Origin of the sequence: Pseudomonas sp. NPDC089547 (genome assembly GCF_050280665.1) — a bacterium.
Taxonomy (GTDB): domain Bacteria; phylum Pseudomonadota; class Gammaproteobacteria; order Pseudomonadales; family Pseudomonadaceae; genus Aquipseudomonas.
On the sequence record NZ_JBNNVS010000037.1, the window covers coordinates 10,852 to 28,277 of the forward strand.

Here is a 17,426-nt window from a genome sequence, read left to right on the forward strand (position 1 = left end):
GTGTGATCAAGATCTTTATCGGCGTGTTGTTCGGCCTGCTGTTCCTCAGCGACTACATCGTGCTGACGCTGGGGCTGGGCAGTGCCTTTGCCGGCTGGCGCGAAATGATCAGCCTGTTGGTGATCATGTGGCTGCTGCTGCGGGCCCTGGCCAGCGTCACGGCACGCGGCATGGTCAACCTCGAGGTGGGGCGATCGTTGCTGATCGTGCTGTTCTTCGCCTTCCTGTACCTGCTGTTCGGCGATCTCAGCGCCTCGTCGGTGCGCATGTTCCGCGCGCTGGCGGTGCCGGTGTTCGTCGGCATGGCGGTGGCCATATGGGCGCAGGCCGTGTCGACCGAGAAAAAACTGCGCCATGTGTACTGGTCGGTGCTGGCCATGAGTGTGCTCACCGGCGTGTATGCGCTGTATCAGTACCTGACCATCGCCTCGGCCGAGCAGTTCTGGTACTGGCCGCTGCTGAGCGCCAAAGGCTACGAACTGCAGCCCTACAACTCGATGCGTGACGGCTTGCCGCGGGTTTCCGGTTTTTTCACCGGTACTCTGGAGTTTTCCGCAGTCATCCTTAATACCGCCGCCATGACCCTGGCCGTGCTGCTCAGTGGGCGCAAATGGTCGCTGACCCGGCGCCTGCTGCTCAGCGCTGCATTCGTGCTGCTGTGCGGGCTGGTCGCGATCGGTTCGGTGCGCACTGCCATGATCGGCCTGGTGTGCATCTGCTCGATGCTGGTGGTGGCGCGGGTACTGCGCACCGCCTGGCTGATCTCCCTGCTGGGGTACCTGCAGTTCGTTGGCCTGACCGTGGCGATTTTCGCCTACCTGTCTATGGGCTACACACAGGACCTGTCGGCGCTGGACCGTGAGCGGCAGTGGCTGCACATGTACCAGGTGCTCAGCGCGCACCCCATGGGCTATGGCTTTGGCTCAGTAGGCCCGGGGCAGCCGTACTGGTTCGACTCGTTCTGGCTGAACCTGCTGGCCACTTGCGGTTGGGTCGGGGCGCTGATCATGGCCGGGTTGATTCTTTGGTACCACAAGCTGGTGACGATCATCGTCCGGGACAGGCCGCATGCCAGCGCGTGGAAAAACGGCCTGGGCAACTTCGTGATTGCCAGTTACCCGTTTTTCCTCAGTTCGTTCTTTTTCCAGTCCTATACGAACAGCGTGGTCCTTTACATTTTTGCGATTGTGGTGATGGTGATCATTGGTGAAAACAGAAGAACAAAAGTTGAGCTTGGCAGTTCTGATCGTTCTGTATCGGAAAGCTAGCCAGGACTCGATCGCCCTGCAGTCACTGCTCGCGCAAAAGGCATTGCTGGAAGGCGAAGGCATAAACCTGCAACTGTACGTCTGGAACAACTCACCAGGCGTGGCACAGCCGTGCCCAGGTGTGCGTTGGTACGAGGCGCACAACCAGCGGCTCTCGGTGATCTACAACCAGGTCGCTGCCGAGGCGTTTGCTGCCGGGGTCGAGCTGTTCATGATTTCGGACGACGACACCAACTACTCCAACATCCGCTTGTCCAGCTGCCTGGCGCAGATCGGCCAGGTGCGCAGTGCGCCGGGTGGTGACCAAGTGGGTGTGTTCATGCCGCGGCTGGTCAGCCATGGGCAGCTGGTCAGCCCCGGCCAGCGCTGGTTGTTCATGGGCCGCCTTACCCCCGCTGTGGCCCCCGGGCTGGTGGATTCGAAAAACCTGCTGGGCATCAACAGCGGGCTGATCTTCACCCGCGCGTGCTTTGAGCGCATGAAACCGTTCTATGACGAGCGGCTGCGCTTTTATGCCACCGATACCGACTTTTTCATCCGCTATGAAGGCTACTTCCCCAAGGCCTGCGTGCTGAATGTGGAAATTGCCCACGACCTGTCCGAGCACAGCGCCGATACCCCCGAGCGCGCCTTGTTCCGTTTTGAAGAAATGATCCACGGTCTGCGCATCAGCTTCGAGTCCCACAGCCTGGTGCAGCGCGGCCTGCTCGACCTGTACCTGGTCTACGCCGCCCTGCGCAAGGCCGTGGCCTACCGCAGCCCGGCTTTCGTCAAGGCTTTGTTTACCCAGGTGAGGGCCGTGAAATGATGCATGCCTTGCTCGAAAAACTGGTGTTGCTGGTTAAAAAACGGCCAATGGAAATCGACCGACGGATCTCCTCGGGCTACCTGCTGGGGCTGATCGTGAGCAAGCTGCTGATGGCCTGCCGAGGCGTGATCCGCCTGCGCCGGCGGCGGCTGGCGTTTATCGGCGCGGGGGTGACGCTGAAGGAAGTGGGCAAGATCGAGTACGGCCCCGGGCTGGTGATCGACCAGGGCTGCTTCGTCGATGCCTTGTCCAACGACGGTATCCGCTTCGGCACCGCCGTGTCGTTGAACAAAAACATCATCATCGAGTGCACCGGCAGCCTGGCCAATATCGGCAAGGGCCTGGTGATTGGCGACAACGTCGGCCTGGGCGCCGGTTGCTTCCTGGGCTGTGCCGGCGGCATCGAGATTGGCAGCGACACCATCATCGGCAACTTCGTCAGCTTCCACTCGGAGAACCACAACTTCGAAGACCCGCTGCAACCGATCCGCCTGCAGGGCGTTACACGCCAGGGGATCAAGGTTGGCCGCAACTGCTGGATCGGCGCCAAGGTCACCGTGCTTGACGGTGCGGTGATCGAAGATGGCTGCATATTCGCAGCAGGGGCGGTGGTTGCGGCGGGTGTGTATCGCAAGAACTCGATTTATGGCGGCGTGCCGGCCAAGTTCATCAAGGCGCGCGTGGCTGAAGAAGGGATTGCATGAAAACGTTGCACTTTGTTCATCTGTTGAATGACTACAGCGGTAGCCCCCGGGTATTGAACCAGACCATCACCGCGTTGCAGGAGAGTGGCGCCGATTGCACCCTGCATGTGGGTAGCAGCGGCAACGGTGTACTTGATGAACTGCAGGTACGTACCTGCAAGTTTGCCTACAAGCGCTTCGACAACCGTTGGTTGACCTTGCTGGCCTACGCTGGCTCGCAGGTGGTGCTGTTCTTCAGCCTGCTGCGCCGGGTGCGGCCGGGGCAGGTTGTGCTGATCAATACCATGCTGCCGTTCGGTGCTGCCCTGGCTGCCCGCTTGCGCGGTGCCAAGGTGGTTTACCACGTGCACGAAACCTCGATTCGGCCTGCAGTGTTGAAGGCGTTCCTGCGCCGGGTAATTGCCGGCTGTGCCAGCAAGGTGGTGTACGTTTCCAAGTATTTGCAGGCGCAGGAGGGCGTGGCTGGGGTGCCGGCGGTGACCGTCTACAACGGCCTGGCCGAAGGCTTTCAGCAGCAGGCGATGGCCACGCCGTACCAGCACATGCACGCTGGCCGCTTCAATGTGCTGATGCTGGCGTCGTTGAAAGGCTACAAAGGGGTGGGCGAGTTCGTTGCCCTGGCAAGCGCACTGGCTGGCGACCCACAGTTGAAGTTCACCCTGGTGCTCAACGCCAGCCCGCAGGAGGTGGACAGCTATTTTGCCGGCAAGTCGCTGCCGAACAACCTGGTGCTGAGCCCGGCCAGTTCGGATGTGGCGAAGTTCTACCGCGAGGCCAGCCTGGTGCTGAACTTGTCCCACCTGGATGGCTGGGTCGAAACCTTCGGCCTGACCATACTCGAGGCCATGGCCTTCGGCATCCCGACCATCGTGCCCCCAGCAGGCGGCCCGGTGGAACTGGTGAGCGATGGCGTAGAGGGCTACCAGATCGACTCGAAAAACCACCAGCAACTGGTGCGCACGGTTGCGCGCCTGTCGCAGGACCCACAGGCGTGTCAGGCACTGTCTGAACGCGCACGCATGAAAGCGAGTGAGTTTTCCACCGCCAACTTCCAGAAGAATATCGTGATGGTGTTTGATGACCTATAAGATTGCAGTGATTGGTACGGTAGGATTGCCCGCCCAATACGGTGGTTGGGAAACTTTGACCGAACAATTGGTGCGCAACTTGCCGGGTGACTGCGAGCTCACCGTGTATTGCAGCGCACCGCATTACCCCGAGCGCCCAGCGTTTTTCGAACGTGCCCGCCTGGTTTACCTGAACCTCAAAGCCAATGGCGTGCAAAGCATCCCCTATGATGTGTTGAGCATGCTGCACGCTTACCGCAAGCATGACCTGATGCTGATTCTGGGGGTTTCCGGCTGTATCGCCTTGCCATTCATGCGCCTGCTGACGCGCAAGCCGATCGTGGTGAACATCGACGGCTACGAATGGAAGCGCGCCAAATGGTCCAACTTCGCCCGCTGGTTCCTGAAGCTGTCTGAAGCCGTAGCCGTGCGCTTTGCTCATGCGGTCATCACCGATAACAAGGTGCTGCAGGAGTATGTGACCGCCGAATACAACAAGCCCAGCGAACTCATCGCCTACGGTGGTGACCAGGCCCGGGCCGGGGAGCCAACCGAGCAAGCCCGCCAGGCGTACCCGTTCCTGGGTGCGCCATACGCCTTCACGGTGTGCCGCATCGAACCGGAAAACAACATCCACGTCATTCTTGAGGCCTTTGCCGGGTCGGGCATGCCGTTGGCGATCATCGGCAACTGGAACCACAGCGAGTACGGCGTGCAGTTGCGCAAGCAGTACGAAGGGGTGAGCAACATCCACCTGCTGGACCCGATCTACGACGTCGAGCAACTGAGCCCGCTGCGCAGCAATGCCACGGTGTACCTGCATGGCCACAGTGCCGGCGGCACCAACCCTTCGCTGGTCGAAGCCATGTGGCTAGGTTTGCCGGTGGTGGCCTTCGATGTGTCGTTCAACCGCGCCACAACTGAAGACCAGGCCTTGTACTTTGCCGACAGCACCTCGCTGCGCAACCACGTACAGGCGCTGATGGGCGATGCCGACGCACGTGCGCAACTGTCGATGCGGCTGCATGAAATTGCCAACCGCCGTTACCGCTGGTCGGTGGTGGCCGAGCAGTACCGCAGTGTCTTTACCCGCCTGCTGGGGAAAGGCTGATGGCTGGGCAGGGCATTCTTGCCACGGGTGGTAGTGGCTTTGTCGGCAAGGTGCTGCTGCAGCGGCTTGCCAGCGACCCACGCTGGGAGCCGCGCGCGCTGGTGCGGCAACTGCCCGCCCAGGGGCTGGCCGGGGTCGACTACCGGCCCTTCAGCGAACTGGCGGCGGTGGATAGGGCAACCGGCCATTTCGAGCAGGTGGACACCGTGATTCACCTGGCCTCCCGCGTGCACGTCATGCAGGAAACCGCCGCTGATCCGCTTGCCGAGTTCCGTCGGGTGAACGTGGAAGGTACCCTGAGCCTTGCCCGGGCTGCGGCACAGGCAGGTGTGCGGCGCTTCATTTTTGTCAGCTCGGTGAAGGTGAACGGCGAAACCACTGACGGCCGCCAGCCCTTCACCGCTGATGAGGCACCTGCGCCATCAGACCCTTACGGCATTTCCAAACGCGAAGCCGAAGACGGCCTGCGCCAACTGGCTGCCCAAACCGGCCTGGAAGTGGTGATCGTGCGCCCGGTGCTGGTGTACGGCCCTGGTGTAAAGGCCAACTTCCGCAGCATGATGAATTGGCTGAGCAAAGGTGTGCCGCTGCCGTTTGGCGCCATACACAACAAGCGCAGCCTGGTGGCGTTGGACAACCTGGTGGACTTGTTGGTGACCTGCATCGACCACCCCGCCGCCGCCAACCAGACCTTCCTGGCCAGTGATGGCCATGACCTGTCTACCACTGAGTTGCTGCAACGGCTGGGCAAGGCGCTGGGCAAACCCGCCAGGTTGCTGCCGGTGCCCGCCACCTGGTTGAAAGGGGCGGCGACCCTTGCCGGCAAGGGCGGGCTTGCCCAGCGGCTGTGCGGATCGCTGCAGGTAGACAGTGGCAAAACCCGTACTCTGCTGGGTTGGCAGCCCCCACTGGATGTGGACCAGGCTCTGAGGGTCACGGCACTCAACTTTTTGAAAGGGCAAGACAAATGACGGCTTGGTGGCTTATTCCCCTCGTCGCAGGGGCATCCCTGCTTTTGACAGCAGCGCTGCGGCGTTACGCCCTGAACAAACAGATCATCGACGTACCCAATGCGCGTAGTTCGCATACCGTGCCCACGCCGCGGGGTGGCGGTGTGGCCATTGTGCTGAGCTTCCTGGCCAGCTTGCCGGTGCTGGGCATGGCCGGTGCCGTGCCGTTGGCGACGCTGGTTGCCATTGGCGGGGCTGGGGCGCTGATTGCGGTAATCGGCTTTATGGACGATCACGGCCACATTGCTGCCCGCTGGCGCCTGCTTGGCCATTTCGCCGCAGCCGCGTGGATGTTGTACTGGCTGGGCGGCCTGGCGCCGTTGCAGGTGTTCGGCTTTACCCTCGACCTGCAGTGGTTCGGCTTCATTTTGGCGGCGTTCTACACCGTGTGGATGCTCAACCTCTATAACTTCATGGACGGCATTGATGGCATTGCCAGCATCGAGGCGGTCACTGCCTGCCTGGGCATGGTGGTGCTATCGGCCCTGGCCGGTACGCCGCAGTTGATGGCATTGCCGCTGTTGCTGGCCGCAGCAACGCTGGGCTTTTTGTTCTGGAACTTCCCGCCGGCCAAGATCTTCATGGGCGACGCTGGCAGCGGCTTTCTCGGCATCGTGCTGGCGGGTTTGTCGCTGCAGGCAGCCTGGGCCTCACCGCAGTTGTTCTGGTGCTGGCTGATCCTGCTGGGCGTGTTCGTGGTCGATGCCACGTTTACCCTCATCCGCCGCTTGCTGCGCGGTGACAAGGTGTACGAAGCGCACCGCAGCCATGCCTACCAGTTTGCCTCTCGTCACTATGGCAGGCACCTGCCGGTAACCCTGGCGGTGGCAGCTATAAACCTGTTCTGGCTGCTGCCGGTAGCCCTGTGTGTGTTGCTGTTGGGCCTGGACGGCGTGTGGGGCGTGATCATCGCCTACCTGCCATTGGCCTATCTGGCCGTGCGCTGGCGCGCCGGTGAGCTCGAACACTAGCTAAAGTGATAGGACGAAGACAGTAGACATGTCACTTTGGAATGCCCTAAGAGGTTTTATGGATAAGCTGCGCTCAAGACTGCTTGGACTGCCTCGACGCCACAAACGGCTGGTTCAGGTAGCGACTGATGTGATTCTGGTCTGGTTCGCACTCTGGCTGGCGTTTGTCGTGCGCTTAGGGATAGATGACCTGGCCAACCCCGTGCTGGACCATACCTGGCTGTTCATCACGGCGCCTATCATCTCGATCCCGCTGTTCATCCGCTTTGGTCTGTACCGGGCGGTTATGCGCTATTTCGGCAACGACGCACTGATCGCCATCATCAAGGCCGTGACCCTGTCGGCATTGATTCTGGGCTTTATCATCTACTGGGCCAGCAACCACCAAAATGTGGTACCGCGCTCGATCACCTTCAACTACTGGTGGCTGAGCCTGATCATGGTCGGCGGCCTGCGCCTGGCCATGCGCCAGTATTTTCTCGGTGACTGGTTCGCCACCGCCGTACAGCACGTACCTTTCGCCAACCGTGACGACGGCCTGCCACGGGTTGCCGTGTACGGCGCCGGCTCTGCGGGTAACCAGCTGGTGGCCGCCTTGCGCATGGGCAAGGCCATGCGCCCGGTAGCGTTCATCGACGACGATGCAAGCATCACCGACCGAGTGATCGCTGGCCTGCAGGTTTACCAGCCAGACCATCTGCAACGCATGATCGACGACACCGGCGCCGAAGAAATCCTGCTGGCGCTGCCCTCGGTCAGCCGCAGCCGTCGCCGCGAAATCCTGAACCTGCTCGAAGGCTACCCACTGCACGTACGCAGTGTGCCCGGTTTCATGGACCTGGCCAGCGGCCGGGTGAAAGTGGACGACATTCAGGAAGTGGATATCGCCGACCTGCTGGGCCGCGACGCGGTGCCTGCGCAAGGTGACCTGCTGCAGCACTGCATCATCGACCAGACCGTGATGGTGACCGGCGCTGGCGGCTCGATCGGCTCCGAGTTGTGCCGCCAGATCCTGGGGCAAACACCGCGCACCCTGCTGTTGTTCGAGCACAGCGAATTCAACCTGTACACCATCGCCGGCGAGCTGGAGCAGCGGATCGTGCGCGAAGGCCTGGCCGTGCAGTTGATCCCCATCCTCGGCTCGGTGCGCGACCAGGCCAAGATGCTGGACGTGATGCGCGCCTGGCAGGTGGACACGGTGTACCACGCCGCCGCCTACAAGCATGTGCCCATCGTCGAGCACAACATTGCCGAAGGCCTGTCGAACAATGTGTTCGGCACCCTGTACACCGCGCAGGCGGCGCTGCAGGCAGGCGTGGCCAACTTCGTGCTGATTTCCACCGACAAGGCCGTGCGCCCCACCAATGTTATGGGGAGTACCAAGCGCTTGGCCGAAATGGTGCTGCAGGCCCTGAGTAAAGAGCTGGCCCCCGTTCTGATGGGCGACACCGGCAATGTGTCGCAGGTGAACAAAACCCGTTTCACCATGGTGCGTTTCGGCAACGTGCTGGGCTCGTCAGGTTCCGTGATTCCCCTGTTCCACAAGCAAATCAAGCACGGCGGGCCGCTGACCGTTACCCACCCGAAAATCACCCGCTACTTCATGACCATCCCCGAGGCTGCGCAGTTGGTAATCCAGGCTGGCTCCATGGGGCAGGGCGGTGACGTGTTCGTGCTGGACATGGGCGAACCGGTGAAGATCGTGGAACTGGCAGAGAAGATGATTCATTTGTCCGGCTTTAGCATCCGCTCCGAGCGCAACCCGCTGGGCGATATCGCCATCAACTTCACCGGCCTGCGCCCAGGCGAGAAGCTTTATGAAGAACTGCTGATCGGCGACAACGTGATTGCCACGCGCCACCCCATGATCATGAGCGCCAATGAAGACTTCCTGCCCTGGGATGTGCTGAAGCAGCGCCTGGATGCACTGCGTGCCGCCACCGCGGTGGATGACTTTGCCACCGTGCGCCAGTTGCTGCGCGACACCGTCAGCGGCTATGTGCCCGGCGGGGAAATTGTGGATTGGCTGTACCAGCGCCGGCGCCTGGAGCCCTGAGCGCTGTACCTACAAACAGAACAGGCGTTGCCCGTAAAGCAGCGCCAACATGAACTTCAGCCGTTGCGAAGTTTGAAAGCAGGAATTGGGAAGAACTGAACGATGACTATTCTGGTAACTGGTGGTGCGGGCTTCATTGGCGCGAACTTCGTGCTGGACTGGCTGGCCGGTAGCGATGAGCCCGTGGTCAACCTCGACAAACTCACCTACGCAGGCAACCTGCAGACCCTGAGCAGCCTTCAGGGCGACAAACGGCACATCTTCGTGCACGGCGACATTGGTGATTCCGAACTGGTCGCCCGCCTGCTCAAGGAGCACCAGCCGCGGGCGATCGTCAACTTTGCCGCCGAGTCCCACGTCGACCGCTCGATCCACGGCCCGGAAGATTTCATCGAAACCAACATCGTCGGCACCTTCCGCCTGCTGGAAGCCGTTCGCGCCCATTGGGGCGGCCTGGATGAACAGGCCCGCCAGGCGTTCCGCTTCCTGCACGTGTCCACCGACGAAGTGTACGGCTCGCTGGCAGCCGACGAACCGGCCTTCACCGAAACCCACCAGTACCAGCCCAACAGCCCGTACTCGGCCAGCAAGGCTGCCAGTGACCACCTGGTGCGCTCGTACCACCACACCTACGGCCTGCCTGTACTGACCACCAACTGCTCGAACAACTACGGCCCGCACCACTTCCCGGAAAAACTCATCCCGCTGATGATCGTCAACGCCCTGGCTGGCAAGCCATTGCCGGTGTACGGCGACGGCCAGCAGATTCGCGACTGGCTGTATGTGAAAGACCACTGCAGCGCCATCCGCCGCGTGCTGGAAGCCGGCGCCCTCGGCGAGGTGTACAACGTTGGCGGCTGGAACGAAAAGCCCAACCTGGAAATCGTCAACCGCGTGTGCGCGCTGCTGGACGAGCTGCGCCCGCGTGACGACGGCAAGCCCTACGCCGAGCAGATCACCTACGTAACCGACCGCCCCGGCCATGACCGCCGCTACGCCATCGACGCCCGCAAGCTGGAGCGCGAGCTGGGCTGGAAGCCGGCCGAAACCTTCGAAACCGGCATTCGCAAGACCGTGGCCTGGTACCTCGACAACCAGGAATGGGTACAGAACGTGCAGTCCGGCAGCTACCGCGACTGGGTAGAGAAAAACTACGCAGGGCGTTCGGCATGAAGATTCTGCTACTGGGCAAGGACGGCCAGGTGGGCTGGGAGCTGCAACGCAGCCTCGCCCCGCTGGGCCAGCTGCTGGCACTGAACTCCCGTAGCCAGGCCCACTGCGGCGACCTGGCCAACCTGCCAGGCCTGGCCGAAACCGTGCGCGCCTACGCCCCTGATGTCATCGTCAACGCTGCGGCCTACACCGCCGTCGACAAGGCCGAGAGCGAGCGCGAGCAAGCCTTCAGGGTAAACGCCGAAGCCGTCGGCGTGCTGGCCCGCGCCGCCGCAGAGTGCGGCGCGCTGCTGGTGCATTACTCCACCGATTACGTGTTCCCGGGGCAGGGCACCCAGCCTTGGCGCGAAGACGACAGCGTCGGCCCGCTGAATACCTACGGCGAAAGCAAGCTGGCTGGCGAGCAAGCCATCCAGGCGGCTGGCTGCCAGCACCTGATCTTCCGCACCTGCTGGGTGTATGCCGCCCGCGGCAACAACTTTGCCAAGACCATGCTGCGCCTGGCCGCAGAGCGCGACAGCCTGGGCGTGATTGACGACCAGTTTGGCGCCCCGACCGGTGCTGAACTGATCGCCGACATTACTGCCCACGCAATCACCGCCACCCGTCGCAACCCGGCCTTGGCCGGCCTCTACCACTTGGCGGCCGGCGGCGAAACCACCTGGTGCGGCTATGCCCGCTACGTGCTGGAGCAGGCGGCGACACAAGGTGTAGTGCTGAAAGCCCAAGCCGAACAGGTAAACCCGCTTACGACCGACGCTTACCCGACCCCAGCCAAACGGCCGGCCAATTCGCGTCTTGATACCAACAAACTGCAGAAGGCTTTTGCCCTGACCCTGCCAGACTGGCGCCAGGGAGTGGCCCGCATGCTCACGGAAATACACGAGAAATGACCACCATGAACCGTAAAGGCATCATTCTGGCAGGCGGGTCGGGTACCCGCCTGCACCCTGCGACCCTGGCGATTTCCAAGCAGCTGCTGCCGGTGTACGACAAACCGATGATCTACTACCCGCTGACCACACTGATGCTGGCGGGCATCCAGGACATCCTGATCATCTCCACCCCGCAAGACACCCCACGCTTCGAGCAACTGCTGGGCGACGGCCATCAGTGGGGCATCAACATCAGCTATGCCGTGCAGGCTTCGCCTGACGGCCTGGCGCAAGCCTTCCTGATTGGTGAAAGCTTCATCGGCAACGACCTGTCGGCGCTGGTGCTGGGCGACAACATTTATTACGGCCATGACTTCCAGCAGCTGCTGCGCAACGCCATGGGCCGCGACGAAGGCGCCAGCGTGTTCGCCTACCACGTGCATGACCCCGAGCGTTACGGCGTGGTCGAGTTCGACGAGCAGGGCAAGGCGATCAGCCTGGAAGAGAAACCGGCCAAGCCGAAGTCCAGCTACGCCGTGACCGGTTTGTACTTCTACGACAAGGACGTGGTCGAGATTGCCAAGGGCATCAAGCCATCTCCACGGGGCGAGTTGGAGATTACTGACCTGAACCGGGTGTACCTGGAGCAGAACCGGTTGTCGGTGGAGATCATGGGGCGTGGGTATGCCTGGCTGGATACGGGGACGCATGACTCGCTGCTGGAGGCTAGCGGGTATATCGCGACCATTGAACGGCGGCAGGGGTTGAAGGTGGCTTGCCCGGAAGAGGTGGCTTACCGGCAGGGGTGGATCGGGGCGGAGCAGCTGTTGAGGTTGGCTGGACCGTTGGCGAAGAATGGGTATGGGCAGTATTTGAAGCGGTTGGTGGGGGATAGGGTTTATTGAAGCAGGCCTTTAACGCTAATTTATGCGGCTATCTGAAGTTGACGATGAAGTAGGAGCTGCATGCGCGCCTTAATCGTCTGCTCATTGTCAGATCTGGAATTTATGGTTCTTCACGGACTGCCGGGAAAGTCATTCTTGATCTTCATGAAGAAGAATTCGCTGTCCCGGTAGCCGTAAGCCATCCGCTTGATCACCTTGATCCGGTTATTGATGCCCTCCAACTGCCCCGTGTGCATGGGCCAGCGCACCCTGCTCAGGATGCCGCGCCAGTAGTTCTTCAGGCGTTTAGCGAACTGCTTCAGAGCCGGTATTGCGCTTTCATCAGCCATTCGCAACCAGTGCTTCCAGGCTGAACGCCAGCCCCAGGCTGTGGTCGGAGCCAACAGGGCTTTGAGCTCTGCCTTCATCAGATAAACAGTCATCAGCGATTGGTTAGCTGCCAGCAGATCCAGCAGGCGCACCTGCTGATCTTCACGCTCGAGATTCTCCGGATTACGCAGCAACAGCCACCGCGCTTGCTTGATCACCTTGCGGGCAGGTTTGTCATGGCGCAGTAGCCTCATCGAATCGCACACGATCAATCACTTCTCGGCCATATTTGGCGACCACATGAAACAGGTCGTAGACCACTCTTGCCTGAGGGCAGTCCTGGCGCACCTCCAGGTCAAATGCGGTATTCATGTCCATTGCAACGGCCTCGATCCGCGCACAGCCCTCACGCCCCAGCGCTTCGAAGAAGGGCCTGACGGCAGCTCGGCTGCGTCCTTCGCCGATCCACAGCACCCGGCGAGTATCGGCATCCAGCACCACGCTGGCGTAGCGATGCCCTTTGAACAAAGCAAACTCGTCCATTACCAAACGTCTGGGCTGGGCGTTCGGCAGCTTCTCCAATGCGGCTTGTAGCGCCCGCCGCTCCAGCAAACGCACGCTGTCCCAATGCAAACCAAACAGCTCGGCGACGTGCAGGGTGGGCAGACGTCGGCAAGCCTGGATCACGGCTTCAGCAAAACGCTTGGTCATGCGCGAATAGCGGTCAAGCCAGCTGACTGACTCCATTCGCTTGCCGCATGCATTGCACCCCACACGCCGCAGTCCCACATTCAGCCGAACTGCGCGGGCAAGAATGGGCAGGTCGCGGATTGAGCGCTGGCAGTATTCGTGGATGGTGGTGCTGGGCCGATGGCAGCCGCTGCAGGTGGGGAATCTGGTGGGCTGAGGGATCAGGTCGATCAGCAGGTCATCGCCGTCAGGCTTGATGGCGATGACAGAAAGCCCTCCCAAAAGGGCAGAAACGTATTAATATCGTGCATAAGAAGCCGGTTTGTAGATGTGTTTGCTCGCACGAACATCATCCATCAAACCGGCGTTCTTGTTTCTGTCTTTCCCGGGATTCCGTGAAGAACCGAATTTATTGGCTGCTGCAGGAGAGGTGCGCCCGTATGGCCTGGTAATCAGGCTATTGCCCGGGGTTTAAGAGTATGCACCTGTGTATTCAGTTTTTCTGATATCCCAAGTCGCCCATCGTCGTTTGCTGGGCGACTTATTTTCAGTATCCTTAAAGTTCTGCAGTGACTAGCACTTGAATGTCGCCGATGCAATTGCTAATCATCTAAAAGTTTAGGGGGCTTACGATGCATTGGGATGAAAATTTTTCACCTGAAGAATCCTGGTAGAAGGCTATTACGGTTAGCTCTCCAAGCGTGTCAGGAATAGGGAAGCAAGCATTCGATAACGCGTCGTACCAACGGACGTCATGTCGATCCCCATCGACTAGCAAATAGAACGCGAATTCGCCACCCTCATGTATGCTTCCATCCATTACCAACGAGCACTGCGCAAAAATTCCATGCTCGGATTTGAATGCAGCGACAGTGATGGTTGCACCTTCAGAGATAAGGAGCGATTTCTCCTGCGTAAGGTCTTCACGCAACAGGCCCTTCGCGCTGTTCTCAGATGTTATAAAATTTAATTGTGCGAGAGCTTCTTTGTAATACTGCTCGCAATAATGAAAGGGGGACACGCCCCAGTGGTGATCTTCGTCTGATGTTAAGAGCTGTGGTGGGAAATACAGAAATTGATGCTTGCCGAGCTTTTTTTCCAGCGCCTTGTACATCCATTCCAGCTCCTGGTTGGCCTTCTCAATGGTTGCTAACGGAACTGGGAAATTAGTATTGCTTGGATTTTCGAAGCGTGAGGCCCAATAGACTTTGTTGATGATTAAGCAGTCGAGTTTTTTGTGCTTCTCTAGAACTGCAAGGAATTTGTGCATTCCTTGAGTCCACAGGTCTCGGCGCTCAGGTGTGCCGGGTTTGATTAGTTGGAAGCCTTTGATATTACTGTCATTCAATAGACCACTTTCAGCCAGTTCATTGGAGTTTGTAATGATGTGGCCGGAGGGTAGGATTGCAAGGTCAAATCGCTCATCGATTAGATCGATTAGTATTATGTCGGCATCTTGGAATGCTTTAGGCTGCGTGAGGATTTGTTTCGAAAAATCATATGCGACCATACGTCGCCTGAATGCAGAAGGTATGCGCTCAAGTGCCTCTTCATTTTCGTATGAAGAGCTGCATAGCGAGGCCATTGAAGATCTTGCAAAGTAATCCGTTAACTTAAATGCTTGGCTTTCTTCTAGGTTAAATATGTCTCTAGATACGCAGCTGCCGTAAATAGTTAAGTTTTTGGTCACTGTATTCTTCAGCCTTTTTGTTCATGCTTCACATAAATGGGTGTGGGTCCTGTTCCATCAGGCCTTTCAGTTCGCTCCGTGCCCAATATGGAGGACAGTTTGGCAGTAACCAAAATGTCACGCAGCGGTGGCGGAATCTCATTATCCATAGATCGCTTAGGAATGCAACGCAGGCTCTGCGACCACCTGACCATTTTGCTGCGGGGGCAAAAGAAATAAAAATATAGGATCCAATTGATGTGGGGCTGAAAATTGCGTGAAAAATTGGTATCGAAAAATACGGTTCGCGGGATGCAGATTGCGATCACCGTCAGGAGGGAGCAGGGGGAGGTAAAAATACGTGAGGTCTATCACATTAATAGCTATTTGTGGTGTAGGGACTGCTCAAAGAAAAAATAGAAGAAAATAAGGTGAGGGCAGTGTGTTCAGTATTTTAATTGGTTGAATGGAGGCGTGCTCACTGGAAGATTACGAGGCGTTTCTGCCGTGCAGCTTTAGGTCGCAATTACATGGCTGATGATGTTGATTCAGGAAGTTTTTTTAGAGCATTTACGATGCACCTATGAATCCTTGGGCAACCGTCGGTCGGTGAAAGACCGACGGTTTGATAGGTTGCGAGTTCTGCTGGCAGTGATGAGGTAGAGGAATGAGTACCAAAAGCAGTTATAGGCTTCTGTACTGTCATGCCAGTGAAGCCTCTATGCGATCTAATTGGCTAGTGTTCTGGCCTACATGGTGAGTCGCCGGGCTATGGGCTGCAATGGGTAGAGGGACCTGGCCAGATTTCACTACGGCTTTGCCGATCAACTCTGAGCCAACCATGCTCATGTGGCCAGAGTCGTAATAGAGTAGGGTGCCTTGGTCGTAAGCAGAGCAAGTTCCGTTTTTGCAAATTTGCGACCGAACATCAAATGTAGTGACATTCGAGTATCTATTCGCTTGCTCTTTCAGGGAATTATTTACTTCACTGTCCCCTTTGTCCAGCATCACTGCTCGCGACGGGCAGTCCATCCCAGGGATCCGAATTGCTTTTGCACTGCACATACGATCCAGTCCAGTGAGCACTGGTACGTTTAGCGCGATGATTACCTGATTACCGTTGGCGGCCAACTCGCAGATGGTTTTCGCTATCTGCGCTCTACCACCCCTCTTGGCGTACCCTTCCCACGCGGCTCCGACAATCACAGTTTTGTATTTTTTCGATTCCGCGAAGGCGCTCTCATTGAAAGCCTTGCACGAATTTTCAAGTGCTGGGGACACTACGCCATCTGCAACCTTTACTTGTGGGCACGGCGAATGTGAGATGTTGCGGATAGAGAAGTGGCCGCTCTCGGCAACTGCCTTCAGGTAACCGACATAATGCGCAGCACTCGAATCACCCCAACGCAGAGTTTCCGGCTCTACAAACTTGTCTCCGTTTACACATTGGTCGAGTTTCCATTTTGCCGGTTCATATTTGTTCATCTGGCAATTAAATGGGAATTTGCTAGCTGGCAGCGTGTTGAAATTGTGAGTGTAGATTTCTTTTTTGAACGTATAGCTTCCAGCAGTTGGCCAATATCCACTGTTCTCGACCAAAATATACCCAACAACCATAACCAGCTGCGCTGGTGGCGACGATTTGGCCAGCCTTCGTGAATAGCCATTTTGGCGTTCTCGCGCGGAATGGGCTTTCGATCAGGTTGGAAGATGTAAGTGTCAATACGCCCATCAGCACGAGGCAGATGATCCCACCGACAAGCGTCGGCTCACCGTAGGTGTAGCGATAGAAAGCGAGAACAGGCCAGTGCGAGCGAGAAGGAACGCAGGTCAATGTACCTAGGCTCTGTACGAAATCCCGAGAAACCCAATTGGTGCCCGTCGCACGCTGAGATTTTGTAGAGTCACCTGCCATCAACGGAAAGGAATTCTGTGATGGCAAAGCGTTATGAACCCTCGGACGAGGCCTCGGCCGTGGTGTCCGATCTCTTCATCGAAACCCATGGGCGGGGGCGGCCTCGCTTGAACGACCGCCTGATGCTTGATGGCGTATTGTGGGTTCTGTGCTCCGGTGCTGCTTGGCGTGACATGCCGGAACGGTTTGGCCCTTGGTCAACGGTGTATCAACGGTTTCGGGGTTGGCGAAATCAGGGCACGTTCGAACAGATGCTCAAACGCTTGCACCTGAGATTGAATGAGCAAGCCTTGATCGATCTGCAAACCTGGGTGATCGATTCAACTGCGGTACGCGCAACCCGAGCCTCATCAGGCGCTCGGGAAAAAGGCGGCCTGACGAGCCTGCCGATCACGCTTTAGGCCGCAGTCGCGGCGGCCTGACAACCAAAATCCACATGCTCTGCGACGCCAACGTGATACCGTTGCGCTTCCTTCTTTCTGGCGGTCAAGTCAGTGCCATCAGCTACGCTCAGCCACTCTTAAAGAAGTCAGCATTCCATCCGGCCAACGTGGCCGTCCGCGCAAGCGCTGCAAATGGCTGCTTGCGGAAAAAGGCTATGACGCCGCAGCGCTACGCCGATACTGCGACCAATATCGAATGCAACCCGTCATCCCGTTGCGCTCGATGAAGCGCAGGCCGAAGCCTGGCTTACCAAGACTGTTTGACCGGCCCAGTTACCGACAGCGCAACATCATCGAGCGCATGTTTGGCTGGCTGAAAGAGAACCGCCGGATCGTGACCCGCTTCGACAAGCTCGCGAAAAGTTATGCCGTCATGGTCTCACTGGCTTGTTCCATGCGGTGTTTGCGACATCTCTTTTCATACAGACCCTAACACATCTGTGAGGCTGTAC

Annotated in this window: 13 protein-coding genes and 2 pseudogenes; 12 read left to right on the top strand and 3 right to left on the bottom strand. The window is 58.6% G+C overall.

What is annotated here, in order from left to right; translation table 11 throughout:
- Window positions 1-2: 2 nt before the first annotated feature.
- From ACQKPZ_RS21265 to rfbA, 11 genes are all read left to right on the top strand, one after another.
- Entirely contained in the window at window positions 3-1,268 is a 1,266-nt protein-coding gene (locus ACQKPZ_RS21265; RefSeq protein WP_427541853.1) for a hypothetical protein, read from the top strand.
- Window positions 1,228-2,076, top strand: coding sequence for a hypothetical protein (locus ACQKPZ_RS21270; protein ID WP_427541856.1), 849 nt, complete (start codon window positions 1,228-1,230; stop codon window positions 2,074-2,076). Before ACQKPZ_RS21265 ends, ACQKPZ_RS21270 begins: the two co-directional genes overlap by 41 nt.
- Window positions 2,073-2,780, top strand: a complete 708-nt coding sequence (locus ACQKPZ_RS21275) for an acyltransferase (protein ID WP_427541859.1) — start codon at window positions 2,073-2,075, stop codon at window positions 2,778-2,780. Before ACQKPZ_RS21270 ends, ACQKPZ_RS21275 begins: the two co-directional genes overlap by 4 nt.
- A complete protein-coding gene (locus ACQKPZ_RS21280; protein ID WP_427541862.1) occupies window positions 2,777-3,868 on the top strand; it encodes a glycosyltransferase family 4 protein in 1,092 nt (363 codons plus the stop codon). The genes ACQKPZ_RS21275 and ACQKPZ_RS21280 overlap by 4 nt, the downstream gene beginning before the upstream one ends.
- The gene (locus ACQKPZ_RS21285; RefSeq protein WP_427541865.1) at window positions 3,858-4,958 is read left to right on the top strand and encodes a DUF1972 domain-containing protein; all 1,101 of its coding nucleotides are present in this window, start codon (window positions 3,858-3,860) and stop codon (window positions 4,956-4,958) included. The genes ACQKPZ_RS21280 and ACQKPZ_RS21285 overlap by 11 nt, the downstream gene beginning before the upstream one ends.
- Complete coding sequence (locus tag ACQKPZ_RS21290; RefSeq protein ID WP_427541868.1) at window positions 4,958-5,929, top strand: UDP-glucose 4-epimerase family protein; 972 nt, start codon at window positions 4,958-4,960, stop codon at window positions 5,927-5,929. Before ACQKPZ_RS21285 ends, ACQKPZ_RS21290 begins: the two co-directional genes overlap by 1 nt.
- Window positions 5,926-6,939 carry an MraY family glycosyltransferase gene (locus ACQKPZ_RS21295; protein WP_427541871.1) on the top strand — a complete coding sequence of 338 codons (1,014 nt, stop codon included), beginning with the start codon at window positions 5,926-5,928 and terminating at the stop codon, window positions 6,937-6,939. Before ACQKPZ_RS21290 ends, ACQKPZ_RS21295 begins: the two co-directional genes overlap by 4 nt.
- 58 nt (window positions 6,940-6,997) lie before the next feature.
- Entirely contained in the window at window positions 6,998-8,995 is a 1,998-nt protein-coding gene (locus ACQKPZ_RS21300) for a polysaccharide biosynthesis protein (RefSeq protein WP_427541874.1), read from the top strand.
- A gap of 102 nt (window positions 8,996-9,097) precedes the next feature.
- Entirely contained in the window at window positions 9,098-10,168 is a 1,071-nt protein-coding gene (gene rfbB, locus ACQKPZ_RS21305; protein ID WP_427541877.1) for a dTDP-glucose 4,6-dehydratase, read from the top strand.
- Window positions 10,165-11,061 (top strand): dTDP-4-dehydrorhamnose reductase, encoded by an 897-nt coding sequence (rfbD, locus tag ACQKPZ_RS21310; RefSeq protein WP_427541880.1) that lies wholly within the window; start codon window positions 10,165-10,167, stop codon window positions 11,059-11,061. Before rfbB ends, rfbD begins: the two co-directional genes overlap by 4 nt.
- A 5-nt stretch (window positions 11,062-11,066) precedes the next feature.
- Window positions 11,067-11,948 carry a glucose-1-phosphate thymidylyltransferase RfbA gene (gene rfbA, locus ACQKPZ_RS21315; RefSeq protein WP_427541936.1) on the top strand — a complete coding sequence of 294 codons (882 nt, stop codon included), beginning with the start codon at window positions 11,067-11,069 and terminating at the stop codon, window positions 11,946-11,948.
- Between the two features lie 110 nt (window positions 11,949-12,058).
- On the opposite strand, the pseudogene ACQKPZ_RS21320 reads toward rfbA, so the two are convergent.
- The 3 genes and pseudogenes from ACQKPZ_RS21320 to ACQKPZ_RS21330 form a co-directional block, all read right to left on the bottom strand.
- A pseudogene (locus ACQKPZ_RS21320) lies at window positions 12,059-13,258 on the bottom strand (ISL3 family transposase).
- Between the two features lie 299 nt (window positions 13,259-13,557).
- The gene (locus tag ACQKPZ_RS21325; RefSeq protein WP_427541883.1) at window positions 13,558-14,637 is read right to left on the bottom strand and encodes a DUF6270 domain-containing protein; all 1,080 of its coding nucleotides are present in this window, start codon (window positions 14,635-14,637) and stop codon (window positions 13,558-13,560) included.
- 681 nt (window positions 14,638-15,318) lie between these two features.
- Window positions 15,319-16,233 (bottom strand): SGNH hydrolase domain-containing protein, encoded by a 915-nt coding sequence (locus ACQKPZ_RS21330; protein ID WP_427541886.1) that lies wholly within the window; start codon window positions 16,231-16,233, stop codon window positions 15,319-15,321.
- Between the two features lie 318 nt (window positions 16,234-16,551).
- On the opposite strand from ACQKPZ_RS21330, the pseudogene ACQKPZ_RS21335 reads away from it, so the two are divergent.
- Window positions 16,552-17,407, top strand: a pseudogene (locus ACQKPZ_RS21335) (IS5 family transposase).
- Window positions 17,408-17,426 lie beyond the last annotated feature (19 nt).